We start from the raw sequence: 25,360 nt of genomic DNA, 5'->3' as shown, positions 1-25,360 counted from the left end.
TCAACATGTTATAGATTGTATATTCTATCACTATAGTTTTCAACAGAGCCATTATTAAAAGAACTGTATGAAAATAGANNTCTATTTTCATACAGTTCTTTCAATTCTTAATTATATTTTAATGATGGTCACATCCATCATGATTACAAGTATGATTCATAGCGAATTCTGACAACTCACCATTTTTAAGCTTCTCTAAGTTTGTATTTATAGTTCCTTCTGCTGCTCTATATACCTTTATTCCTTGGGAGTTTAACTTAACTATAGCCCCTTGACCAATACCACCTACAACCACAGCATCTACTACTTCTCCTGATAATGCTTTCATTGGTTGACACATACCATGCTGATGACCTAAATCACCATTTCCTATAGTCTTAACCTCATTAGTTTCTAAATTACATACTACAAACATTGGAGCTGTTCCAAAGTGTCCATATGGTACACTCTCCATACCTTTATTAGATTTAACTGGAAAACAAACCTTCATTACTCTTCCTCCTTTAATCTCTCTTTACAGCATTTCTTTACCACCTTACAATTTTTTTCACATTGTAAAGCATGAAAGCTCTCTAAACTTACATTAAACTTATCATCTATTGAGCATATGTCATCAGTAATTAATACATTAATAAATTCTATAGCTTTTTCTAAAACTTTCTTATTTAAGTCATAGATTACATGATATCCTCTTTTGTAACCTACAATTAAATCTACTTCCTTAAGAATTTTAATGTGTTGTGATACTGCAGCTTCAGAAATTTGTAAATGCTTAGCTATTGCCTTTGCACAAATATTCTTCTTAGATAATAATATTAGTATTTTTATCCTTGTCTCATCACCAATAGCTTTAAAAACTTTTACACTTTCTATCATATATACTCCTTTTATAATATAATTTAATTAATCATTAACTTAATTAAATTATATTACTCTTAAGTGATTATATCAACTACAAATTAAAATATTCTATACAATAATTAAAGTTATTTTCTTTTAGCCCCTTTATATGCTCCAATACCACCTCTAACATTAATCACATTAAACCCTTTTTTAGTCAGTCTCCTACAAGCAAGTGAGCTTCTCGAACCTGTTTGACACATAAGGTAATATTCATCTTCTTTTTTAAGATATCTATCTGGATTGTTTAAAAGATTTCCCATTGGAATATTTCTAGCTGTTTTTAAACTTCCATTTCTATATTCATATATTTCTCTAACATCAATTAAATTAATCTTACCTAACAAACTATCTATATCATTAATACTTATTACTTTTCCATTATCCCTTTTTAAAAAGTTAAACATTGTAATGCCTCCCTATATATGATAACTCAAAATCTGCTTTTTATTATACATATATTTTACCCTTTTTAATATTTTATTTATGTGAGTTAATCACTTATTGTTTATTATTAATGGTCAGATGGATTTTGCAGTCACTAAATTTAGATTTAACTAATTTTCATATAAAATGTAATAAAAAAATAAGAACTATAAAACTGAAAGTTTATAGCTCTTATTTTTTAACAGCCTAATGTTATATATTGTCTTCTTTCTATTTTAGCGCTTCACATATAATTGATTCATGAAAATCAGTATTCAATATATCCATGAAGACTTCATCAAACTCATTATTTCCATATATAATAGAGTTTCTTCTTCTTCCTATCTCTTTAAAGCCAATCTTCTTGCATAAGTTAATGGCCCTTTCATTAAAAGAAAAAGTCTCTATCATTATGTTTCTAAGATTTATCACATTAAAAGCAAAATCCAATATTAGCTTTGTTGCTTCTGTTCCTATACCTTTATTTCTATGATTCGAATCTCCAATAAACATTCCAAGAACAGCATTTCTGTGTATGTGGCTTATTCTCATAAGCCTTATGACCCCTATAGCCTCGTCGTTTTTAGAGTCAACTATATAGAAGGCATATCCTCTCTCATTCATACTATTTAAATACTCTCTTTGAGCATCAACTGTTATCATATCTGATATATCTCCAGTTCTTAAGGAAACCCTCAAGTCATTACTCCATTGAGCTACCTTATCTGCTAGTATATCATCCACTGGAGAAAGATAACATTTATCTCCAACTAATTTCTTTAAAAATTTCATCATATCTCACTTTCTTTTATGCATGCTAAATCTATTGTATTTTATGGAAACTCCTTCTCATATATATTCGAATGAGTAAGTTCAACTAACTAAATCATAGATTTAGAGTCTCACTTAAGTTCCACTGACCAAATATAAAATTTGGAGTGATGTTGCTAAAGCAACCTTTCGCTTCGCTCTCGAAGAAACTCCTTCTCACATGCGTTCGAATGAGTAAGTTCCACTGACCAAATATAAAATTTGGAGTGTCACTTATATTTCGTAGATTTCTCCGTATTTTTTATTTAGGTACTCTAAGAAATATTTAGGATTTAACTCTTCTCCTGTTACTTTTACAATAAGCTCCGATGGAGTATAAAGAGATCCAAACTGATGTATGTTTTCTCTTAACCAATCTTTTATCACTGCAAAATTACCATTTTTAACTTCTTCGTCATAGGTAGGTATATCTTGTCTCATTTTATTTAAAAATTGGGCTCCATATACATTACCAAGAGCATAGCTTGGGAAATATCCAATTAAACCTGCACCCCAATGAGTATCTTGAAGAATTCCTTCTGAATCATTTTTAGGCTCTACACCTAAATATTCCTTGTATTTTTTATTCCAAGCAGCTGGCAACTCTTCTACTGTGATTTCATTATTCATGAAAGCTCTTTCTAACTCATATCTAATTATAATATGAATACTGTAAGTTAATTCATCTGCTTCTGTTCTAATTAAAGAAGGTTCTACCTTATTTATAGCTTTATAGAAATCTTCTAAATTAACTCCTTCAAATTGAGGGAATCTCTTTTGAGCCTCTGGATAAAAATAAGCCCAAAATTCCTTACTTCTTCCTAGAATATTTTCATAGTATCTAGATTGTGATTCATGTACACCCATAGAAGTTCCACCTGAAATACCTGTATATTCTAAATCATCTGCTGAGTTTTGCTCATAAATACCATGTCCACCTTCATGAATATTGCTAAAGAAAGCACTTCTAAAATCATGTTCATCATAATTAGTTGTTATTCTAACATCTTTATTTCCGAAGTTAGTTGTAAATGGGTGAACAGTAGTATCTAGTCTTCCTGCCTCAAAATCATATCCTAATTTTTCTAAAACAAATTTACCAAATTCATCTTGATCTTTGATAGGAAATTGCTTTTTAAAGAAGGACTCGTCTATACTTACCTTAGAGGCTTTAATCTTCTCTAAAAGCTCCACTATACCATCCCTAAGCTCTTTAAATACTTTATCTACCCTATCTACAGTCAATCCTCTTTCATAATCATCTAAGCACTTATTATATATATTTCCTTCATATCCTATATATTCAGCAAATTCCTTATTAAACTCTATTATCTTTGCTAGATATGGCTTAAAGCCTTCATAATCATTGTTAGCCTTAGCTTGTTTCCAAAATGCTTCTGATGTTGAACATAACATTTGATACTCTTTATTTCTTTCAGGTGGTATCTTTATAAGTTCATCATAGTTTCTTTTTAAATTTTCTATAATCTTTTTATCCCTGAAAGATAATTTGTCCATTTTATCTGAGAAATACTCTATCCATTCCCCTATTCTTGGAGAAGTCATAAGTTTTATACACTCTGAATATAGATATCCCACTACTTCAATTCTTCCATCTATAGCTTTAGATGGTATTCCTGTTTGCATATCCCAATGTATTAAGCTTTCTGCATGAATTAAATAAGTTACGTTTTTAATATGCTCCTTTACTTCATTTAATTTTTCATTAATAATCTCCATTCTCCCCACTCCTTATAACTTGTATTACATAATTTTCGTTGTACTAATTATATCTTTATTTTCAATATAATTCCATAGTTATTTATTAAATTTATATATTATTGCTTTATGCTACTTATTTCATTAAAAAACTTTATTCAATTTATACACCTAATTTTTAATCACATTAATTTCCTTCTAAAATTATTTATAATCTAATCATAATTTTGTCACACAGATGTCACAATATACCCTTATTATAAATATCAACAGGAGATAATAAATATTTCGTAAGTAATTCCCCAAGATTATATAAGAGATAATTAATTTCCTAATATTTAAAGCAAATAAGTTACACCCTGGAATAAGTATCTCCACTTTTAATATTACTTTTTAGTAATATTAAAAGTGGAACCCCTAAGTATTAAGTAAAAAGTACTTCATAAATAATCCCCCGATTATAAATGAAGCTAAAAATTAACCCCTCAAATAAGAAAACCCTGTGTAAATCACAGGATTTTCTTATTTACATTGATTTTGTAAATTTTCTTGATTATAATGAATATAATGTAAAGCAATGGTTTTAATTTATAACTCATTACTTTATGTTTCTAATTAATCTTGTTAATAATAAGATTAATTCATATATAATATGTGAAATTAAAACATATACTAAATCAAAGATTGAAAGGAGAATAAATTATGAAAAAAGGTATGAAGGTTTTCCTTCCTATAATAATTATTGTGATTATTATTGCTGTATTTTTAGTTGGAAATTACAATAATCTTGTAACTCTTAAACAAGGAGTTAGTGCAGCGGAATCAAATATTGATACTCAGCTTCAAAGAAGATCAGATTTAATCCCTAACCTAGTTAATACAGTAAAAGGATATGCAACTCAAGAAAAGGAAATATTTACGGAAATAGCTGATGCTAGGGCTAAACTTGCAGGAGCTACAAATATCTCTGACCAAGCAGCTGCAGATACTGAACTATCTAACGCTCTTTCTAGATTGTTAGTAGTGGTTGAAAATTATCCTGACTTAAAATCTAATCAAAATTTCTTAGATTTATCAGTGCAATTAGAAGGAACAGAAAATAGAATTGCCATTGCTAGACAAGATTATAACAATGTAGTAACAAATTATAATACTAAAATCTTAAGATTTCCTACCAACATAATTGCTTCATTATTTGGATTTGACGAGAAACCATTTTATAAAGCAAGTGCAGGTGCTGCAGAAGTCCCTTCTGTAGACTTTTCTAAATAAAGATGAAGAGTGCAATTAAATTTTTAAAACACTGTCTTTCTTTGCTTATTGTTATACTACTACTCTCTTCTTTTAGTGCATTAGCACAGGATACTTATCCTAGTCCAACTGTATATAAATATCTAAATGACTATGTAGGTATTATAGATAATGAAGATGCCAATAAAATTGTTTCTCTAGGTAAGGAGCTTGAGGATAAAACAGGTGCTCAAGCTGTAGTTGTTGTAATGAACACCCTAAACAATACTCCAATTGAAGATTATAGCAATAGTCTCTTTAGAACCTGGGGAATAGGTGAAAAAGGCAAAGATAATGGTCTTTTAATTCTTGTAGCCATAGATGACAGGGAGTGGAGAGTAGAGGTAGGAAGAGGTCTTGAAGGTGCAATACCTGATGCACTTTCAAGTAGAGTTATGACTTCCATCGCAAAACCAAGTTTTAAAAGTGGAAATTATAGTGAAGGAATTCTAAATAGTTATAGTGTTTTATGTGATTATGCTAGTAAAGAATACGGTGTCACCTTAGATAAGTCTTTGAATGTGACAATGCCTAGTGAAGAAGATTATGAGGATAATGATGGTTTTAATATATTTATATTTATAGCTATCATCATCATTGTATTTATAGATTCCATCTTCAATAGGGGTAGATTACTACGAATGTTGTTTTGGACTAGTAGAGGTGGAAGAGGTCCTAGAGGTGGCGGTGGCTTTGGTGGCTTCGGCGGCGGTGGTTCTTCCGGTGGCGGCGGCTTTGGCGGCTTCGGTGGAGGTTCTTCCGGTGGCGGTGGATCATCTGGTAGTTGGTAGTTATAAAAAAAGAGAACAAGTTCATTTTTTCAATGAATTTGTTCTCTTTTTTTATTAAAGTTATCATTTAATTTAAGCTACTAAGGTAATAACCTTTGTAAATACTAACACAGCAAGTAGTACTCCTACTGCTACTCTGTATATAGCAAATACTCTCATAGGCTTTTTCTTTAAGAAAGCAACAAATTTGTCCATAACTATTATTGATACAACAAAGGCAACAATAAACCCAACTATTAATGCAACCCATAAGGTTGGAGTCATAATAGAATAGTTAAATTCAAATAAATCTTTAGCTGATGATCCTACCATTGCAGGTACTGCTAGGAAAAATGAGAATTCTGCTGCTACTGGAGTGGAGAGCCCTGCAACCCAACCTCCCATTATGGTAGATGCACTTCTTGACATTCCTGGCCATACAGCAAGAACTTGGAATATTCCTACCTTTAATGCCTGCATAGGTGTTATATCATCTATGTTTTTAACAGCTTTACTTTTTCTCTTTCTAAAGAAGTTTTCCACTATAAGTAGTAAAAATCCTCCTACTAATAATCCAACAATTACTGATTGAAGATTAAATAAACTTTTAATTTGCTTATAAAAAATTACTCCTACTATTCCCATTGGAATACATCCAATCAATACATTAATTCCAAATTTAAATCCAGTTTGACCCTTCTTACCAAATGTGAATATGAATTTAAAAAATTCTATTACACTATCCTTAATCTTATTCCAATATAATACCACTACTGCAAGTATGGCCCCTAGTTGAATAACTACCTGAAACATATCAGCAAACTCACCACGGAAGTTAATAGCATTACCAACTAATATCATATGTCCTGTAGATGAAACTGGAATAAACTCTGTTAACCCTTCTACTATTGCAATAATTATTGCCTTTAATATAAATATCAAATCTAAACCCACTAATTTTCACTCCTTGCTACTTGTACCCATTTTTGACATACATATAGTTTACCTTACATGTATAAATAGAACAAGAGGATAACCTTACATATATCTTTCAATGATGTAAGGTTGTCCTCTCTAACACCTATAAACCTTGTATTTACACAGGTCTTGTAATTTTAAATTTTATGTTAATTAAATATTATGTATATTTAATTTCAACTTCTTTATCATATTCTTTAAACTTTATCCATCCTCTTTTAGATATGTATTTTAAATAAGTTACTAATCTATATAGCTCTCCATCTACATTTTCTTTATAAATTTCTGCCATGAGCTTTGCAATATCATAAACAGTTCTATTTCCATCTATATACTTCCATACTGTAGAACATCTCTCATCTAGTTCTAATTTAGTTTCAGGAGTTCTTTTAACCATCCAAGCTAGAAACTTTTTAACTGGATCAGTAACTTTTATATGGATAACAACTTTACCATCTTTTTCTTCCCAATTTTGTTGTTTAATTTCAGGTACATAAAGGGCAAAATTATGCTTTGTATCTTGAGCTTGTTTTTCTATTTCTTCTTGCTTTTTCTTATTTTTCATGAAAAATTCCTCCTAACTTATTTATAACTATTAAATATAAGATATTCTTTAATTCATTTTATTATTCTTTATTATATAAATTAATTTGTTACCAATTATTAAAATCGCTTGTCCACAGATAGACTTTACCTGTGGCAAAGCGATTTTAAGTTGTTTTATGATTTACTATTTAACGGCTTTGTCTTTTTTACAAGAGAACATGTAAATCCATAATCCTAGTAATAAGAACATTACACAAGCAAATAGATTACTTTGAGTTATTCCTGTTAAGAAATTCTTACCGAATGCTATATTTACATTAGCAGCTACTAATCCAGCTACTACTATACCCATCAATGCATCTCCTGCAACTAAACCTGATGCAAGAAGAGTTCCTTTTTCAACAACTTCTCCTCTTCTATCTTTATCCTTAGCAAATTTTCTCTCAACGATTTCTCTGATTATTCCACCAACTAAGATAGCAGCATTTAAAGTTATTGGAAGGTATATACCTAGAGCTACTGGTAATACTGCTATTCCAGCTAATTCACAGAATAATGCAATTGCAGCACCAATTATTATTAGTGTCCATGGCAATTGAGCTGTCATAATACCTTCAACTATCATTTTCATAAGTGTAGCTTGAGGCGCTGCTACATCTGCAGAACCTATTCCATAAGCAGTATTTAACATGTTAATTACAAGTGCTGCAAAAACTCCTGCTACTGAAAGTGCAATAAACATTCCTATTTGAACCTTTTTAGGAGTACCACCTATAATAAATGTAGTTTTTAAACTTTGTGCTGCTCCACCAGCTACTGCTATAGCGACACAAACAACTCCACCTATTAGTACTGCTTTAGTCATATACTCTTGGCTTACTCCACCAGTTAATTTAATTACAGTAGTTACAAATAACATTGTAGCTATAGTCATACCAGAAACTGGGTTGTTTGATGCTCCAATTATACCAACCATTCTAGCTGAAACAACAGCAAAGAAGAAGCTGAATAAAACTGCCATGATTCCACCTACAAATCCACCATTAACCATTGGTAATAACCAAGTTAATGCAAATCCAAAAGCAGCTGCTAGAATAACCCAAGTAAGAGGTGCTTCTAAATCAATTCTACTTACTTTATCATTTTTACCTGCACCTATTCCACCCATAGCTTGTTTAAAACTTGTGATAATAGTAGGAATAGACTTAGCAAGAGAAATAAATCCTCCCATTGCAACAGCTCCAGCACCTATATATTTAATATAGTTAGCCCAGATTTCGTTAGCACTCATTTCAGCTATAATTTTAGTAGCTGGGAATAAAGGCTCTGCTAGTCCAACTCCTAAGAATTTGATTAATGGTATAAGTGCAAACCAAGCTATAACAGAACCACCAAACATAAGTAATGATGCTCTAGTACCAACTATAAATCCAACACCAAGAAGTGATGCTAAAGTGTCAAATCCCATCATTGTACCTTGATAACTTTTAATAACATAAGTAGCTTGCTCTCCCCAAAGTGCAAATCCACCTGAGAAAAGTTTATATCCAGCTCCTACTCCAAGACCAGTCATGACTGTTTTGAATCCTTGTCCACCTTCACTACCAGTTACAAGAACTTCAGCTGCAGCCATACCTTCTGGATAAACTAAATTTCCGTGTTCTTCCACGATTAAGTATCTTCTAAGGGGTGTAATGAAAAATACTCCCATAACTCCACCAATTATTGTAACAATAACAACAGTTAGAATACTTAATTTTAATCCCCATAAAATTAATGCTGGTAAAATAAATATAATTCCCCCGGCAATGGATTCTCCCATAGCAGCTAAAGATGCTACCATGTTTGCTTCTAAAATGTTATTTCTTCTAAACATTCCTTTTAATACTCCAGTTGCAATAATAGCACCTGGAATACCAGCTGATATTGTCATACCAACTTTCAGACCAAGATATGTGTTAGCTGCTGCAAAAACGCATGCTAAAATAATACCTAAAATAATTGAATAACCTGTTGTTTCTGGCATTGCCATTGATGTTGGAATAAAAGGAACATATTCTTCACCTTTGCATCCACCATAAGCACTTTGAGATAATTTTCTTTTCTCTTGGCTCATAAATTTTTTCTCCTCCTTTGTAACTCTTTAACAAGGCACCCTAAAAAAGCCACTAATTACTATGTTTAAAAGTTTAATTTATCTACAAGCTATATCTTTATCTTTAATTAATACTATTGATAAAAATATAAACACATTAACTAGTACTCTTCAGGATGCCTAAATCAAATTGTTTATTTTTATATTAAATATCTAAAGTAAAATTTACCTTAGGCATTTATTTAATATTTTCTAATAGTGCTTTTATAAAATTCCATACTCTTTCAACAGATGATATACTCATATGTTCATTTGGAGTGTGTACATCAAATAAATTTGGTCCAAAGCTAATCATATCTACATCTGGCATTTTTTCTTTTAAAAGTCCACATTCAAGTCCTGCATGGATAGCATCTATTTTTGGTTCTTCACCAGTAACATTTTTATAAGTTTCTATACATAAATCTCTTATTGGTGAGTTTGGTTCATACTGCCATTCTGGATAATCAGAATCATTAATAACCTCAGCACCAACTAATTCTGCTACAACATCTATTCCATCTGTAATGGCATTTTTTAATGTTTTTACAGAGCTTCTCACTGCAGAAACAAAGGTAACTTTTTCTTCACTAAATTCTATAACTCCTAAGTTAATACTACTTTCTACTAACCCTTTAATATCTTCACTCATAGTTTGAATTCCATTTGGAGCTACTACTAAGTAAGAAACTATTTTTTCAGTTACTTCCTTAGTTAATTGTTTGCTAGTTTCTGATTTTTCAACTATTACAGTTACATCTGGATCTTGTATTCTTAACTCAGTTTTAAATATTTCTAATGATTTTGTAGCTATTTGTTTAACTTTTTCTACATCCTTAGCTGCTACTGTAATTGTAGCTTCTGCTTCACGAGGAATTGCATTATTTTTAGCGCCTCCACTTATATGAGAAATATTAAAATCTACCTCTTTTGATATAGCATTTAATAATCTTCCCATAAGTTTATTAGCATTTCCTCTTTGTTTTATTATTTCCATACCAGAGTGTCCACCTTTTAAACCTTTAACTTCTAGTTTTAAAGCTTCATTAGAGGCATCTTCCCATTGAGTATTTATATTTACATAGTTAGTAACTCCACCAGCACAGCTTACAAGGAATATTCCTTCTTCTTCTGAGTCAATGTTTAATAATATTTTTCCATCAAGATTTTTAGGATCTACTGCTATAGCTCCATACATACCTGTCTCTTCACCTGTAGTAACAAATAGTTCTATAGCAGGATGTTTTAACTCTTTTGAATCTAAAATAGCTAATCCATAAGCTACTGCTATTCCATTATCTGCTCCTAGTGTTGTTCCATTAGCATAAAGATAGTCCCCATCGATTCTAAGCTCTAATGGATCCTTTTCAAAATCATGTACCTTATCCTTATTCTTTTCACAAACCATGTCCATATGACCTTGGATTGTTACTACTGGTGCATTTTCATATCCTTGAGTAGCAGGTTTTTTAATGATTACATTTAACTCATCATCTTGTATTACTACAAATCCTCTTTCCTTACCAAAGTTAGCCAAATAATCGCTGATAACCTTTTCATTGCCTGAACCATGAGGTATTTTAGTTAATTCTTCAAAATAGCCTAGAACCTTTTCTGGATTTAATCCTTTTAATATAGACATAAAAATCCCTCCATTTTTTTGTATTTACTTTATAATTAATATGTACTTTATATATATTTCAATATATATTTCAACATTTTATTACGTTCTTCGACTTGCAAATTTATATTAATTTTATACTTATAAATTTATAAAGTCAACATATATAAAATAATTATTTTTGAAATATTACCTATAACCCATTTAATAATTCATTTAAATTTTTTATATTTTATATAATTAAAAAAAGTATTTATAAAAATAGTATTATTTATTATTTCTTAAAATATAATTCTATATAATACCTATGTTAATAGAAAGAATTTATGCTACCTTTTTATAACAACTTTTTCTAATCTCATAATTATTATATCTTTTATGAATTAATTTCATACATTTTAACCTAAGAAAAGCAACATACTCTTTACATTTTAATAGTATATTGCTTTTTCTTTTATATTCTAATATTTTAATATGTCGTTATTCTATAATTACTTTGATCAATGGCTTCAATGAATTATATTTATAAATAGTGTAATAATTGCAGAATTTACGAAATCTATGAATAAGCATCCTACAATTGGTACGACAAAATATGGGGTAGGTGCAAATCCAAATTTATTTGAAAGTGCATCCATATTAGCTACAGCATTAGGTGTAGCTCCCATTCCAAATCCGCAGTTTGCAGATGCAAAAACTGCCGCTTCATAATCTCTCCCCATAATTCTAAAGGTTACAAAATATGTAAATACACCTATGAGAATTGTTTGTGCTATTAACATAACAACCATAGGAATTGCTAAATCTAGAAGTTCCCATAACTTTAATCCCATAAGAGCCATAGATAAAAAGAAGGATAAGCTGATACCTCCAAGATTTTCAATTTCTTTTTCTACTAACTCAATATTTGTGGCATCACAAATATTTCTTATAATTGCAGCCACAAGCATAGCTCCAATATAAGATGGAAAAGTTAAACCAATTCCCTGAATAAAATTAGATATTATAGATCCTATTCCCATTGCTATAAAGATCCAAGATGCACCTGACATTAATCTTTTATGACATAGTATATCTTGATTATCTTCATTAAAATCTCCTAGTGGCATACAGGTATTATCATCATCCTCCTTCATAGGAGTATTAAGCTTATGACGTATAATTAATGTTCTAGCAACCAATCCTCCAATTATACTTCCCATAACCAGTCCAAAAGTCGCAGAAGCAAAGGATACAGTTGTAGCACCTGCAATTCCCATTTCTTCTAGAATAGGTCCAAATGACCCCGCTGTACCATGTCCCCCTATCATAGGAATAGAGCCTGTACAAATTCCTAATAAGGGTTCTAAATTAAACAAAGTTGCTAAAGCAACTCCAACTGTATTTTGTAGAATTACTAAAAGCACTGATATAATTAAGAATGTTACTACTTTTATACCACCTTTTTTTAATATTCTAATACTAGCCGTAAATCCAACGCTAGTGAAAAATGCAGTCATAAAAATATTTTGTAGAGTTGTATCTAAATTAATAGTTATGAATCCTGTCAGCCTAAATATAAGCATAAGTATTGCAAAAATAAGACCTCCTACAACTGGTGCTGGTATGCAATACTTTTCTAATATAGATATTTTTTCTTTTAAATATTTTCCAAAATAAAAAACCATAGAAGCTAATGCCATTGTTTGAAATATGTCTAATGTCAATTCCATAAATTTATCTTTCCTCTCATCATATGTGTATCTTAGTGCGTAAGTATTAAATTTTTAAATCATTGAGTTATCTCCATATTATGAAACACCTTATTCATATCGTAATGTCCATAATACCAAAAATACTCGTTTATACTTGCACTATCATCCAAGTGTAAAATGTTATCAATAATAACTTGTTCCTTCCCCTCCCTATTTCCCTTAATTAAAGAAAATTTATTTTCTTTATCTTTTCTTATAAATACAAATTCACTATCATCATTAATATAGTTAGGATAAAAATCCCATCCTACAGATGAGTTAGTCAATTTAGTAATTTCATTATTTTCTAAGTTTACTTCATATATATGTTGATTGTTGGAATTTTCCCATTGCTGAAGATTTTCACTATAAGTTGAGGCTGAATAAACTATATTTCTACCATCACTAGAATAACTTGGAGTCATAGCTACTTCTCCATCCTTAGTGATCTTTTTAAAACTTTCATCTTCTAAATTTAAGATTCCTAAAGTTTTATCTACATTCATAAACCTATATGCACCATTTATAATAGCCACTAAGTTATCATCTATTGGTGATACAGACATCATATCCTCATAAGTTAAAACTATAATCTCTTCATTAAGTACTTCTCTACACTTGTTACTTTCATCATTATAAACTCCTATAGGCACCCCATCTGCTGTCATTGATGCAGAATTAGGTCTACACCATACAATTAAATTAACTCCATTAATTGAGATGGTAGCCATCTTTGGATCCAACCCTAAATCATGATTTTGGGAACTTATAGGTATATATGGTATCACTACTTTTTCTGTTTTAGTTGCTAAATCTAACTTAACTATTCCTAGCGGAAAAGGATAATTATCCGAATTACCTTTTTTCATAATATTCTTTGTGGCAAATAAAGAGTTATCTTTTCCTAATAAAATTTGTGTATAAAACTCTTTTCCTCCAGTGAAAATTTCTTTAGTTTTATCTTTAACTCCAAATATATATACTCCACCTGTGGACTTAGAATAAATTAAATTTCCATCTTTATCCCATTGATATGCAGTAATACTATCATCTACATTAGTAGTATTTTCTACTTTTTTATAAAAATCTATTTTTGTTACATACAAGTTATTCTTAATATCCCTATAGGCTACATAACCATTTTCACTTATATTTGGCTCTCTATAAGCCCCTTTGTTAAGCATTATTTTCTCTGAAGGGTTATTTATATTCACTGCCCAAATACCATCATCTTTTATAACTACTGCTACCTCAATTTTATTATCTTCTTTTCTAAGTTCTAAGACATAACTTCTATCCTTAGCAAAAGCTATATCATATAATATAAAATTGAAAATAAGTAATACAAAAATAACTCTAAGTAAGTTTTTCATGGATGAACTCCCCTTTTAAATTTCGTACTCTTATTATTATTTTTATTATAAAAATATATACATGTTTTAAAAGTAAAGTCCCAGTCTTAAAGAGAGTCTTTAAAAGTTCACTGAGCTATATAGAATCATTGCCTGTTATATTATCATTTCACCTACAGGAATTTTAGGGTTTTTATATTTCTTTTTATTAATTGTATATTTTCCATATTGGATGGCTTCCTTAGGACAATAACTTATACATGCTAAACATTGACAGCAGTTATCTCCCCATTTAGGAACTTTATCAACTTTAATGCATTTAGTATTGCATACCTGTTCACAAAGTTTACATCCTATACAATCATCTGTAACATAAAACTTTTTAGTATTTATAGCTAACTTATTGAATATAGGATTAGCTATAGCTGTCATAACCTTAGGCATTGGTCCTGTTTCAACTTTAAATACATCCCTAACTTTATCACCTATAAGATTATTTACTTCTCCAATGGTCTCCAAAGCCTTAGACATCTTACTATTCACAATATCATCTTCATCTGCTCTTCCAAGGATAATATAATTATTAGGCATAACAATTGAAAATCCACTATTTAACTTTAACCCCTTAGCTCCTAGCTTTTTCTCTAGTATTTTCATGTTATTTCCTATGTTCTCGCCACAGGTTACTACTGCTGATAAATAATTGTTCTTATAGTTATTTAATTTTAATTTACTAATGAATTTAACTACTGGTGCTGGTGATGCCCAAGCATAGATAGGATAAACAAATATTATCTTTTCTCCTGGTTTTAAGTCATATTCATAAAAATCTTTATCTTGTTTCATTTCCTTTGAAATTGCAATTAATTCTTCTCCTTGGTTACTGGATAAATTTTTTGCTACGTATAAAGAATTTCCTGTGCCTGAAAAATAAAATATCATGAATAAACCCTCCATATATATTTTTTTGCTATTGTTTTAATATACCATATAGATATATATTTATGAAATAGTCTTTTTAAAAATATTAAACTAGCATCTTTATATTTTTAATGCTAGTTTAATATTAGTTTAGAATTTAGTTTTTATCAGGTCTAGAGACATTTAAATTCCTATCTATCCACATATTCAAAACTACAGTTATCACTTTCTATATCAAAGACTAAATTATCCTCTATATAAAGCTTATAGTTAGCTGAGCAAGCTGCATTTTCATGAATAGTTCTGCACATATTACCACTTGAGGGTGCTAATAACTTTTGTGGATTTCCATCAGTAACTTTTATCTGTAGTTCATACTTACCTCTTTTTAACATTAGTGACTTGCAATTATATTTAAGAATCTTAACTCCATTATAGGTGGATAATCTATATTCTCTTCCTTTATAATATACAACGCATATACATCCTTTAAAATTTATTCCCATAAAAGGTATATCTGCTATAGCTGCCATTATAGATATTTTTTCATTTTTAAAATCATTACACTGGGTCCATAAATAAGTTTTGGGGAAAGAGTTGCCTCTATCTGTTTCAATATATCCAACTCCATCATTAAAACTTACATATTCACCATTAATAATTAAATTTCCCCTTAATTTATGATATAAACTAATAATGCCATGGCTACATTCCATAAAAGGTATAAAGCTAAAAGGTCCCATGATGTCATATTTTACAGGAGTCAATAAGTCATATTCTATTTTTCCATCTATTGTTAAGCCCTCATCTTTAATGTGGATTTCAATGCCTTTAGATGAAAAAGTACTATCTCCAATTTTTATTCTTAACTTATCTTTATAAACTATAAATTTAGAAAAACTATAATTTATATTATATGAATTTCTATTAGTTATCACTTGTATAAAGGCTGATCTATTTCCTTTACTATCTATATTTATGCCAGGTATAAAGGATATAGTATCCTCACCCTTTTGATGTTTAAAATACCAGCCCTCAAAAAAATTCTTTTTCCTTGTATAACATTTAATTTTATTCATGGGATAATCCCCTAATAGCTGGACTTTCTATCCAATTACCCTTGTAATCAAATCTAGAACCATGACATGGACAATCCCATGATAACTCATCAGGATTCCATTGAAGCTCACAGCCTAAATGAGGACATTTTGTAGTTACAGTAAATATATTACCATCATTATCTTTGTATACCCCAACTTTCTCTCCATTATATTCTACAATTCCACCATGACCAGCTTCTACCTTCTCTACCTGCTCACTTGGAATGTGAATTTTTTGTGCTATAAAATTCTTTGTAGTTTCTATTACATCCTGGGTTAGGTTTTTACTTGATGCTGACATATCAAATCTTGTAGGAGAAAATATCTCTGCAAAATCATTTTTATTTCCGGATATCATATCAGATAAAATCATAGCTGCCACCATAGAAGATGTCATTCCCCATTTTTTATAACCCGTTGCCACATATACATTAGGAGTTTCAGTGGAATATTGACCAATGTAAGGTATTTCATCTATAGGAATACAATCTTGAGCAGACCAATGATATTTTTCCTTAGCATTGGGATATAACTCCTTTGCTACCTGTCTTAATTCTTCATATTTACCACCAGCTTCATTCTTACCAGTTCTATGAGAACCTCCACCAAGCAATAATAAGTCCTTATAATTTCTAAAAGAGTATCCCCATTTATCAATACCAATGTACATTCCATTGACATCTTGAGCATTCTCTAAAGCTATAACATAGGATCTTTCTTGATGCATTCTAATGAAATAATACCCAGGTGTATTCATAATTGGATAGTGAGTAGCTACTACTATTACCTTAGCAGCAACCATCCCTTTATCTGTAACAACTAGCTCCTCTTTAATTTCTAAAGCTTTAGTATTTTCGTAAATGGTTAAGTCTTCAGTAATAACTTCTAAAAACTTAAGGGGATTAAATTGACCTTGGTTATAAAATTTCAAAGCTGCCTTAACCTTAAAAGGAAGCTCTGTATTTTCTAAAAGTTTAGCTTTTATTCCTAACTTAGTTGCCGCTTCTAATTCTTTTTTTAAAGCTTCAACATTGTCCATAGTATATAGATAAGCATCCTTCTCTTCAAAATCACACTTAATTCTCTCATTCTCTATTATTTCTTTATATTTTTTTATAGCTAACTCATTGGAACTTGCATATTGTCTTGCCTTCGCTTCTCCAAATTCCTTAATTAACTTATCATAAATTAAGGAATGCTGAGAAGTTATCTTCGCAGTAGTATTTTTTGTATTTCCACTACAAATCTCTTCAGCCTCAATTATAACTACATCTATTCCTTTTTTCTTTAGCATATAGGCAGTTAATATTCCTGTTATACCAGCTCCTATAACTACTACATCTGCCTCTATATTTCCATTTAAGGATTCCCTCTTTTTAAAATTACAGCTTTCACTCCATACAGATTTCATAAAATCACCTCATAAATAGTATTCCACTTTAGTGATTTTATACACAATTAATTATTAATAAAGGTGATATATCCACACAACTATAACATTTTGTTGATATATCACCTTATATTATCTTTTTCCTAATATATATTCTAAGGAATCCATATTAAAATTTAAAACAAGTTTCTCTGGGAAATCTATCTCCTTAAGTAACTCATAGCAGGATGAAAATTCTCCTACATCATAATAAATATGAGCGTCACTGCCCATGATTATTTTAACTCCATGTTCTTTACATAAGTTTAGAAGAGTTATTTGATTTTCTCTAGCATTTCTTCTAAAGCTCTTTGGAGATATGGATGTATTATTCATTTCAAAAACCATATTTTTTTCTTTAGCCGCTAATACTACTTTTTCATAATCTAAAGGAAATCTACTATCATCAGGATGACCAATGATTTTAACATAAGGATTATCCATAACCTTTATTAAAGCATTAGTATTTTCTTCAATGGTTCCTGGTGCTACACAAGGTGGATGCATACTAGCTATGACATAGTCAAGTTCTAGTGCCAGCTCCTCTTGTACATCTATTCTACCTTCATAATCCATTATGTTAGCCTCTATTCCTTTTAGAATTCTAACTTCCATAATTTCATCCTTAATCACCTTTAAATTATTAAAATAATATTCATGAGCTGTACCTGGCATAGATATAGCATGATCTGAAACTCCAAGGACCTTTAGCCCCTTATCTCTAGCTTCCTCAATATTTTCCTTTAAAGTACTATAAGCATGCCCACTAGAAATAGTATGGGTATGTAAATCCATTAAAGCCTTCATTATATCCCTCCATTACTTTATTTTTCTTTAGTCCTATCACTATCCTCTATATTACCCCAAAACTGCATAATAAAAAAGGGATGATTCTTTCTATGTATTGCTCTATGAGTTATTCACATATTGAAAATCACCTCCAAAATAAAAAGCACATAAGCTTAACAATCGAACTTACGCTGTTAAGCTACGTGCTATATCTATATTATATCAAGTAAAAAATTTTATTTTAAAGCTCGTTAAAAAAATTTTAACAATTTATTATGCTGACTTTTTCTTTTTCTTAGCAATATATCCACCTAATGCAATTACCACAATTCCCATAATTGCAAATGCATCTGGGGTTAATGGAGCACCAGTTTGAGGTAATTTGCTTGGATTGCTTGGTTTACTTGGATTATTAGTATTTGGAGTTGATGGCTTATTTTCTTCTTCTGGAACATTAGGTTCTGTTGGTTTTTCTTCTGTAGGCTTATCTACAGTTGTATCTTCTCCTGCTACTAATACATTAAAATCTACTTTAGGGACACCATTTTGGTTCCAGTCTTCAGCCATTGCATCTCTCATAACTACATTTGTGTTAACTGCATTTATAGCATTAGAGAAATCATATTTATCTCCACCTGTTAACATAAAGTCATTTATTGCTATCGAATAGTATTTATCCATATCAATTTTAGTTCCATCATTTAATCTTATAGATGAAACTTTGCCATCTTCTGGATTACACCAAACCTTTATACCTGCATATTGACCCCATGCAAATCCCTCTGTATTAATTCCATGTTCTATGATGCCATATAAGTCTGAACCCTTAACATCAAGAGTTACTATAGTGTTATCAAAAGGAAGAATTTCGTACATATCACCAATAGTGACATTTCCTTGTTCTAGACTTCTTCTAATTCCACCACCATTAGTTACAGCTATCTCAGTTCCTACTATTTTTCTCATAGTTTCTGCTACAGTTACACCAAGTGGAGTTACTGCAGTGTTTTTATCATCATGACTTAAACGCTCTTTAAGTGAAGTTACCTTTTGTCCTAATATTTCACTTAAACCTGAATTCATATCATTTACTTCCTTTAATACATTTTCATCTACTGGAAGGGTAGCCTCTTTACCTAAAAACACATCCACACTAGGCTCTACGTCTATAAGTTTGTTGCTATGATCAAAGGTAAATGTAAGCTTAGCTAAGGCTCTACCATTATATCCACCTTCTACTACTGGTACTCCATTTACCTCGCCTGAAACTACAGAATGGTTATGACCTGCAATTACAGCATCTACACCTTCAACTTTTGCTATATCAGCAGCTTCCCCAGTTATTTCTTTTGTATTAATATCTTGATACGCTCCGGCATGCGCTATAACTACTACAGCATCAACCTTTTCTGTTTCCCTAAGTACTTTGTTCCACTTAGCAACAGTATCTACTGGATCTAAGAAATCTACATCTTTTACATTTTCAGCTAAAGTAGAAGTTGCTGTCTCTAGAGTAGAAATTCCTATTAACCCTATTTTTGCTCCATTTCTTTCAACTACTTTATATGGTTGCGCATAGCTTACTCTTTCTTCAGTACCTTTTTTAACTATATTGGCAGCTAAGAAGGAGAATCCACCTTCTTTTGACCAAGCATTTATATTATTAATGCCCCAGTCAAATTCATGATTACCTATAGCAGATGCTTCAAGTCCCATAGCTTTTAGCATAGCTGTTACTGGTTTACCAGTGGTAAGATTAGAAATTGCTGTCCCTTGATATAAATCTCCTGCTGATACTGGTATAACACCATATTCAGTAGTAGCTTTAGCTTTATATTCATTTACAACTCCTACTAATTTTGCAGCTCCAATGTTTTTACCAGACTCTAATACATTGCCATGGAAATCATTAAAACTTATAATGTCAACTACCTTGTTAACCTTACTTAAATTAGTCTCCTCTAGTAATTGTGTCTCTATACTGTTTTCGTCACTAGCTACAGCTTGGCTATTATTTGTTTTATCATTATCTTCTGCATATGCCTCAGTAATATTTATTGGCATTACTAAGGTTGCAAATAAAAATAATGACATTATAAACGCCGTAAGTCTTTTTTTCTCTTTCATACCCTTTCCCCCTAATTATAATTTAATGGAACATAGTTAACTATATTCCTTATACCTTATATTGTATTACCCATTATTTTACTTTTCAATAGTTTTATTCCTTACTTGTAATTTATGTCATTACAGAATAATTAAATTAAAAATAAAATTCAATAGGATTTTAACCATAAACTATTTAAATATGAAGCTATAAAACTATGTTCCTATTTAAATATATACCTATAAACCTATTTAAATATTTACCTAGTTAACTAGTTGTTGTGCTCATGCGGGTTTCATGATATTAGGTTACTTAAACTATAAAATTAAATGTATATTTAATTTTATATTGTGATATATGTATATTAAAAAAATATAAAAACGTCTCTTAAAAAGAGACGTTTTCTAATATTATTTAACTTCTTACTTCTTCATTATTTCTAAATTGACTATTATAAAGTTTCTCGTAAAAACCACCCTTTATCATTAACTCTTCATGAGTTCCTTGCTCTATAATATTACCTTCATCTATAACTAAAATTAAATCCGCACTACGGATAGTTGAAAGTCTGTGGGCAATAACAAAGCTTGTTCTTCCCTTCATTATATTCTTCATAGCTTTTTGAAGTAATAGCTCTAGTCTAGTATCTACAGAGCTTGTTGCCTCATCTAATATCAATATGGCAGGATCTGATATTATAGCTCTAGCAATAGTTAACAATTGCTTTTCACCTTGAGATATATTAGATGCTTCTTCATTAAGAAACATGTTATACCCATCAGGGAGAGTCTTTATAAAGTGGTGTACATTAGCTATCTTAGCAGCTTCTATTATTTCCTCTTTCGTAGCATCAAATCTACCATACTTTATATTATCGTAAATTGTACCATTATACAGCCATGTATCTTGAAGAACCATTCCAAATATTGAACGTAGATCTTCCCTCTTCATGTCTCTAATGTCTACTCCATCTATCTTTATAGCTCCCTCTTTGATATCATAAAATCTCATAAGCAAGTTTATAAGAGTAGTTTTACCTGCTCCTGTAGGACCTACAATGGCTACCATTTGCCCACTCTTTACCTCTGCACTTAAGTCCTTTATTAATGGCTTGTCGTCACTATACCCAAACTTAACATGTTCAAAGATAACATTACCACGTGGATTTTCTAATTTTATTGAATCTTCTTTATCTGAAATTTCTTCCTCCTCATTTAATATTTCAAATACACGATCAACTGCAGCAAAAGCTGATTGTATAGCTGAGGATAATTGAGTTACCTGTGAAAGAGGTTGATTTATCTGCCATATATAACGAATAAATGCTTGTAGGTTTCCAACAGTAATGGCACCTGCTATGGCATTAATTGCACCTAATACTCCAATGGCTGCAATTCCTAAATAACTTACTAGAGAAACTAGGGGTGACATTATACTTGATATAAATTGAGCTTTAAATCCAGTACTACAAAGTTCTTGATTTATATCTCCAAATTCTCTTATAACATCATCTTGCTTTCCATATAATTTTATCTCATTAAAGCCCGTATACATCTCCTGAACCTTACCATTTAGGTTTCCTAGAGCCTTTTGTTGCTTATAAAACAGTTTCTGTGATCTTCCAACTATAACTCTAGATATCATATAGCTTATAGGTATTATAAGTATAGCTACTAGTGCCATCTTCACATTTATTGTAAACATCATTATCAAGGCAAAAGTTAATGAAAGAACTGCATTAACTACTTGAACAAAACTTTGCTGTAATGCATTAGATATAGTATCTATATCATTGGTAATACGACTTAATACATCTCCATAGCTATTTTTATCAAAGTAACTCACTGGTAATTTTCTAATTTTATCTTGAACTGCATTTCTTAAATCCCTCATGGTATTTTGAATTGCATTAGTTAACATGAAGCTAGCTGCATATGTTGATGCTGTACCTCCTACATATACAAAGGCTAAAACTATTAAAATTTTTATTATATAATTAAAGTTTACTGAAGCTCCTGCTACTCCTTTCGCCATATCAAAGGCATCCTTGGTAAGCTGAGTTATAATTAATCCTTCTGTCATGGGAGCTAGAGCAGTAAAGACCGCTGCTATAATTACAAATATTATGGCCCCTATAAAAGGCCATTTATAAGGTTTTACAAAGGGAGAAATTTTACTTACTGTATTTTTAATCTTCTTCATTATGCCAACTCCTCCTTTGTTAATTGTGATGATGCAATCTCTTTATATATATCGCAATTTTTCAGTAACTCTCTATGAGTTCCTATTCCAACTACTTCACCTTCATTTAATACTATAATTTTATCAGCATCCATAATAGAGCTTATCCTTTGAGCAACTATCAATACTACAGCCTCTTTAGTTTCATTTTTAAGCTTAGCTCTAAGAGTAGCATCTGTTTTGAAATCTAAGGCAGAAAAGCTATCATCAAAAATATATATTGCAGGCCTTCTTATTATAGCTCTAGCAATAGATATTCTTTGCTTTTGACCTCCAGATACATTACCTCCCCCTTCACTTATTAACTCCTCAAACTTCTTAGGTTTTTTAATTATAAAGTCATAGGCTTGGGCCACCTTTGAAGAATATTCAACCTCTTCTACAGTAGCTTTCTTTTTACCAAATCTAATATTTGTATCTATACTTCCTGTAAATAACCTAGTCTTTTGAGGTATAAATCCAATTTTTTTACGTAAAGTCTTTAAATCATATTCTCTAATATCTATCCCATCTATCTTTATACTTCCTTCAGTAACATCATAAAATCTAGGAATTAGGTTTATTAGTGTACTTTTTCCACTACCAGTACTTCCTATAAACGCAATAGTTTCTCCCTTTTTAGCTGTAAAGGAAATATCTTTAAGCACAGGTACTTCTCCATCTGGATAAGTAAAGGTAACTTTATTAAATTCTACATTTCCTTCATTATTACTTTTCTTGATTCCATTCTCAGGATTCTTGATAATAGGTTCAGCATCTAATAGCTCTTGTATTCTATTAGATGAAACTTGTGCTTTGGGATACATAACAAATACAGTTGAAAATAACATAAGTGAAAACATAGCATGGAATAAGTACTCTATAAAAGCAACTAATTGTCCTACTTGAAGAGTTCCGACATTTATCATGCTACTAGAAATCCAGAATATGGCTATGATTGCTAAATTAAGCACTAAGAAAAAGCTTGGCTGAGATATAGACATAAGCTTGAAAATCTTCTTTGAAATCTCAGTATAGTCCTTATTAGTTTTAGCAAATCTTTCTCTTTCATGATCATCATTACCGAAAGCTCTTATTACCCTTATTCCTGTCAAATTTTCTCTAGATATTCTGTTTAACTTATCTAAATTTTTCTGTTGAATCTCTGACCACGGATGGGAAATTTTAGCTATTATGAATACACCAATAATTATAAATGGTAATGTAACAGCTAATATACTTGATAAGGATGAACTTGTTTTAAGTATCATCACTAAGCTTACTATAAACATTACTGGTGTAATCAACGCTAATCTCAGTAATATATTTATAAATTGCATTACTTGAAATGCATCGTTGGTAGTTCTAGTAATCATTGATGATATACCAAATCTATCATATTCACTATGAGAAAACTCTTGTGATTTCTTAAATATATCATTCCTTATATCTCTAGTTACATTTGTAGATATTTTAGATGAACAATATCCTAACAATATTGTCCCTAAAACCCCTATTATAGATATAACTACAATTATAAGTCCCATTGTTTTTATATATTCTATATCACCATTAGCTATTCCCTTGTCGATAACTTTAGCCATAATAGTTGGTATTCCAAGTTCAACTAAAGCAAAGCCAAATACTGATATTATATTAATCATAAGAAGCATTTTATAATTTTTTAAGTATTTTAAAATTAATTTCATTTTATAATTCCTCCTTTGTAAATATTTTTTAATACTAATAATATAAATTAATAATTTAATTATCTGTTCTATAATTAACTTTAATTATTTACCACTATTAGAACATAATACCCACAGCTTAACTATGAAGTCAATGGAATTTATAACCGTGAATACAATTACATAAAGAATTATTAATATTTATTATTTTATTTCCTCTATGTGTGTTGCAACTTTCCCCTTTTTAATATCTTCTAAAATTTTTCACCATTTAATACCACATCAAAACACATCTTCCTCGTTCTCAATTTTAATTATTTCTGCATCTGTATTTTCTTCTATAAAATTTATTATATTTTCCATGGTAGAATGGACCTGAGCTGATGTTCCACAAACTCCTGCAATACCTATAACTAATGTTTGATGTATATCTTGTTCATCAACTTCGCCAACAGAAATATTAAACTTATTTCTTAGTCTTTGCATTAAACTCTTTATCACCATTCTCTTTTCCTTTAAAGAATGTACCCACGAAGCTCTTAGTGTCACACGCATTATTAATATTTTCATTATATTATCACTCCATTGATTTAATATTTTATATTAATTTCTCCAGTTTCAATAATGTTATGTTCTTACATGGTAAACCCATTGATATTACTGTAATTAAGGCTCCTAGAGCAAATCTAATCAATTACCTCCAATGTACCCTATTATTCTAATTTTATCACAATATTCCTATATATATCCTTCGTTGCTCTTCTTTTACATACATCCTATAATGATAAGGGGATTTTTTTATCTTAAGGTATATATAAACTTAGTTT

At 30.3% G+C, this 25,360-nt stretch carries 19 protein-coding genes and 1 pseudogene; 2 read left to right on the top strand and 18 right to left on the bottom strand.

Annotated elements, in window-relative coordinates:
* Window positions 1-118 precede the first annotated feature (118 nt).
* The 4 genes and pseudogenes from B2P65_RS18050 to B2P65_RS01290 form a co-directional block, all read right to left on the bottom strand.
* A pseudogene (locus B2P65_RS18050) lies at window positions 119-876 on the bottom strand (metalloregulator ArsR/SmtB family transcription factor).
* A gap of 110 nt (window positions 877-986) precedes the next feature.
* Window positions 987-1,307, bottom strand: coding sequence for a rhodanese-like domain-containing protein (locus B2P65_RS01300; protein WP_346847321.1), 321 nt, complete (start codon window positions 1,305-1,307; stop codon window positions 987-989).
* A 250-nt stretch (window positions 1,308-1,557) separates the two neighbouring features.
* Window positions 1,558-2,121, bottom strand: coding sequence for a GNAT family protein (locus tag B2P65_RS01295; protein WP_346847320.1), 564 nt, complete (start codon window positions 2,119-2,121; stop codon window positions 1,558-1,560).
* Between the two features lie 249 nt (window positions 2,122-2,370).
* Complete coding sequence (locus B2P65_RS01290) at window positions 2,371-3,876, bottom strand: carboxypeptidase M32 (protein ID WP_346847319.1); 1,506 nt, start codon at window positions 3,874-3,876, stop codon at window positions 2,371-2,373.
* Between the two features lie 681 nt (window positions 3,877-4,557).
* On the opposite strand from B2P65_RS01290, the gene B2P65_RS01285 reads away from it, so the two are divergent.
* Entirely contained in the window at window positions 4,558-5,127 is a 570-nt protein-coding gene (locus B2P65_RS01285) for a LemA family protein (RefSeq protein ID WP_346847318.1), read from the top strand.
* A 2-nt stretch (window positions 5,128-5,129) separates the two neighbouring features.
* Window positions 5,130-5,936, top strand: coding sequence for a TPM domain-containing protein (locus B2P65_RS01280; protein ID WP_346879477.1), 807 nt, complete (start codon window positions 5,130-5,132; stop codon window positions 5,934-5,936).
* Window positions 5,937-6,008: 72 nt separating this feature from the next.
* Here B2P65_RS01280 and B2P65_RS01275 read toward each other — a convergent pair whose 3' ends face one another.
* The 14 genes from B2P65_RS01275 to B2P65_RS01210 all read right to left on the bottom strand — a co-directional run bounded on the left by B2P65_RS01275 (window position 6,009) and on the right by B2P65_RS01210 (window position 25,103).
* A complete protein-coding gene (locus B2P65_RS01275; RefSeq protein ID WP_346879476.1) occupies window positions 6,009-6,869 on the bottom strand; it encodes an undecaprenyl-diphosphate phosphatase in 861 nt (286 codons plus the stop codon).
* Window positions 6,870-7,053: 184 nt separating this feature from the next.
* The gene (locus B2P65_RS01270; RefSeq protein WP_346847315.1) at window positions 7,054-7,458 is read right to left on the bottom strand and encodes a PqqD family peptide modification chaperone; all 405 of its coding nucleotides are present in this window, start codon (window positions 7,456-7,458) and stop codon (window positions 7,054-7,056) included.
* Window positions 7,459-7,623: 165 nt separating this feature from the next.
* Window positions 7,624-9,555, bottom strand: a complete 1,932-nt coding sequence (locus tag B2P65_RS01265) for an OPT family oligopeptide transporter (protein WP_346879475.1) — start codon at window positions 9,553-9,555, stop codon at window positions 7,624-7,626.
* A gap of 217 nt (window positions 9,556-9,772) precedes the next feature.
* The gene (locus tag B2P65_RS01260) at window positions 9,773-11,215 is read right to left on the bottom strand and encodes an aminoacyl-histidine dipeptidase (RefSeq protein WP_346877241.1); all 1,443 of its coding nucleotides are present in this window, start codon (window positions 11,213-11,215) and stop codon (window positions 9,773-9,775) included.
* A gap of 488 nt (window positions 11,216-11,703) precedes the next feature.
* On the bottom strand, window positions 11,704-12,906 hold the full coding sequence (gltS, locus tag B2P65_RS01255) for a sodium/glutamate symporter (RefSeq protein WP_346879474.1): 1,203 nt from the start codon (window positions 12,904-12,906) through the stop codon (window positions 11,704-11,706).
* A gap of 59 nt (window positions 12,907-12,965) precedes the next feature.
* A complete protein-coding gene (locus tag B2P65_RS01250) occupies window positions 12,966-14,300 on the bottom strand; it encodes a hypothetical protein (protein ID WP_346879473.1) in 1,335 nt (444 codons plus the stop codon).
* A gap of 135 nt (window positions 14,301-14,435) precedes the next feature.
* The gene (locus B2P65_RS01245) at window positions 14,436-15,221 is read right to left on the bottom strand and encodes an EFR1 family ferrodoxin (RefSeq protein ID WP_346847310.1); all 786 of its coding nucleotides are present in this window, start codon (window positions 15,219-15,221) and stop codon (window positions 14,436-14,438) included.
* 170 nt (window positions 15,222-15,391) lie between these two features.
* Entirely contained in the window at window positions 15,392-16,279 is an 888-nt protein-coding gene (locus B2P65_RS01240) for a tocopherol cyclase family protein (RefSeq protein ID WP_346879472.1), read from the bottom strand.
* Entirely contained in the window at window positions 16,272-17,711 is a 1,440-nt protein-coding gene (locus B2P65_RS01235) for an FAD-dependent oxidoreductase (RefSeq protein WP_346877236.1), read from the bottom strand. Before B2P65_RS01235 ends, B2P65_RS01240 begins: the two co-directional genes overlap by 8 nt.
* A 111-nt stretch (window positions 17,712-17,822) precedes the next feature.
* Complete coding sequence (locus tag B2P65_RS01230) at window positions 17,823-18,536, bottom strand: phosphatase (protein ID WP_346877235.1); 714 nt, start codon at window positions 18,534-18,536, stop codon at window positions 17,823-17,825.
* Window positions 18,537-18,791: 255 nt separating this feature from the next.
* Window positions 18,792-20,645, bottom strand: coding sequence for a 5'-nucleotidase C-terminal domain-containing protein (locus B2P65_RS01225; protein WP_346877234.1), 1,854 nt, complete (start codon window positions 20,643-20,645; stop codon window positions 18,792-18,794).
* Window positions 20,646-21,039: 394 nt separating this feature from the next.
* Window positions 21,040-22,827: an ABC transporter ATP-binding protein gene (locus tag B2P65_RS01220; RefSeq protein WP_346877233.1), complete on the bottom strand. Its 1,788-nt coding sequence runs from the start codon at window positions 22,825-22,827 to the stop codon at window positions 21,040-21,042.
* A complete protein-coding gene (locus B2P65_RS01215) occupies window positions 22,827-24,554 on the bottom strand; it encodes an ABC transporter ATP-binding protein (protein WP_346877232.1) in 1,728 nt (575 codons plus the stop codon). The genes B2P65_RS01220 and B2P65_RS01215 overlap by 1 nt, the downstream gene beginning before the upstream one ends.
* 261 nt (window positions 24,555-24,815) lie before the next feature.
* On the bottom strand, window positions 24,816-25,103 hold the full coding sequence (locus tag B2P65_RS01210) for a DUF503 domain-containing protein (protein WP_035131176.1): 288 nt from the start codon (window positions 25,101-25,103) through the stop codon (window positions 24,816-24,818).
* Window positions 25,104-25,360: the final 257 nt, after the last annotated feature.

Origin of the sequence: Clostridium sp. UBA3061 (assembly GCF_002367465.1) — a bacterium.
In the GTDB taxonomy this organism is placed as follows: Bacteria; Bacillota; Clostridia; order Clostridiales; family Clostridiaceae; genus Clostridium_J; species Clostridium_J sulfidigenes.
This window is presented reverse-complemented; position numbering and strand designations above follow the sequence as displayed.

What these genes read in the sequence shown, in the direction of transcription:
- B2P65_RS01300 (WP_346847321.1), bottom strand. Translation starts at nt 1,307, where the DNA reads ATGTTTAACTTTTTAAAAAGGGATAATGGAAAAGTAATAAGTATTAAT.
- B2P65_RS01295 (WP_346847320.1), bottom strand. Translation starts at nt 2,121, where the DNA reads ATGATGAAATTTTTAAAGAAATTAGTTGGAGATAAATGTTATCTTTCT.
- B2P65_RS01290 (WP_346847319.1), bottom strand. Translation starts at nt 3,876, where the DNA reads ATGGAGATTATTAATGAAAAATTAAATGAAGTAAAGGAGCATATTAAA.
- B2P65_RS01285 (WP_346847318.1), top strand. Translation starts at nt 4,558, where the DNA reads ATGAAAAAAGGTATGAAGGTTTTCCTTCCTATAATAATTATTGTGATT.
- B2P65_RS01280 (WP_346879477.1), top strand. Translation starts at nt 5,130, where the DNA reads ATGAAGAGTGCAATTAAATTTTTAAAACACTGTCTTTCTTTGCTTATT.
- B2P65_RS01270 (WP_346847315.1), bottom strand. Translation starts at nt 7,458, where the DNA reads ATGAAAAATAAGAAAAAGCAAGAAGAAATAGAAAAACAAGCTCAAGAT.
- B2P65_RS01265 (WP_346879475.1), bottom strand. Translation starts at nt 9,555, where the DNA reads ATGAGCCAAGAGAAAAGAAAATTATCTCAAAGTGCTTATGGTGGATGC.
- B2P65_RS01260 (WP_346877241.1), bottom strand. Translation starts at nt 11,215, where the DNA reads ATGTCTATATTAAAAGGATTAAATCCAGAAAAGGTTCTAGGCTATTTT.
- gltS (WP_346879474.1), bottom strand. Translation starts at nt 12,906, where the DNA reads ATGGAATTGACATTAGACATATTTCAAACAATGGCATTAGCTTCTATG.
- B2P65_RS01250 (WP_346879473.1), bottom strand. Translation starts at nt 14,300, where the DNA reads ATGAAAAACTTACTTAGAGTTATTTTTGTATTACTTATTTTCAATTTT.
- B2P65_RS01245 (WP_346847310.1), bottom strand. Translation starts at nt 15,221, where the DNA reads ATGATATTTTATTTTTCAGGCACAGGAAATTCTTTATACGTAGCAAAA.
- B2P65_RS01240 (WP_346879472.1), bottom strand. Translation starts at nt 16,279, where the DNA reads ATGAATAAAATTAAATGTTATACAAGGAAAAAGAATTTTTTTGAGGGC.
- B2P65_RS01235 (WP_346877236.1), bottom strand. Translation starts at nt 17,711, where the DNA reads ATGAAATCTGTATGGAGTGAAAGCTGTAATTTTAAAAAGAGGGAATCC.
- B2P65_RS01230 (WP_346877235.1), bottom strand. Translation starts at nt 18,536, where the DNA reads ATGAAGGCTTTAATGGATTTACATACCCATACTATTTCTAGTGGGCAT.
- B2P65_RS01225 (WP_346877234.1), bottom strand. Translation starts at nt 20,645, where the DNA reads ATGAAAGAGAAAAAAAGACTTACGGCGTTTATAATGTCATTATTTTTA.
- B2P65_RS01220 (WP_346877233.1), bottom strand. Translation starts at nt 22,827, where the DNA reads ATGAAGAAGATTAAAAATACAGTAAGTAAAATTTCTCCCTTTGTAAAA.
- B2P65_RS01215 (WP_346877232.1), bottom strand. Translation starts at nt 24,554, where the DNA reads ATGAAATTAATTTTAAAATACTTAAAAAATTATAAAATGCTTCTTATG.
- B2P65_RS01210 (WP_035131176.1), bottom strand. Translation starts at nt 25,103, where the DNA reads ATGAAAATATTAATAATGCGTGTGACACTAAGAGCTTCGTGGGTACAT.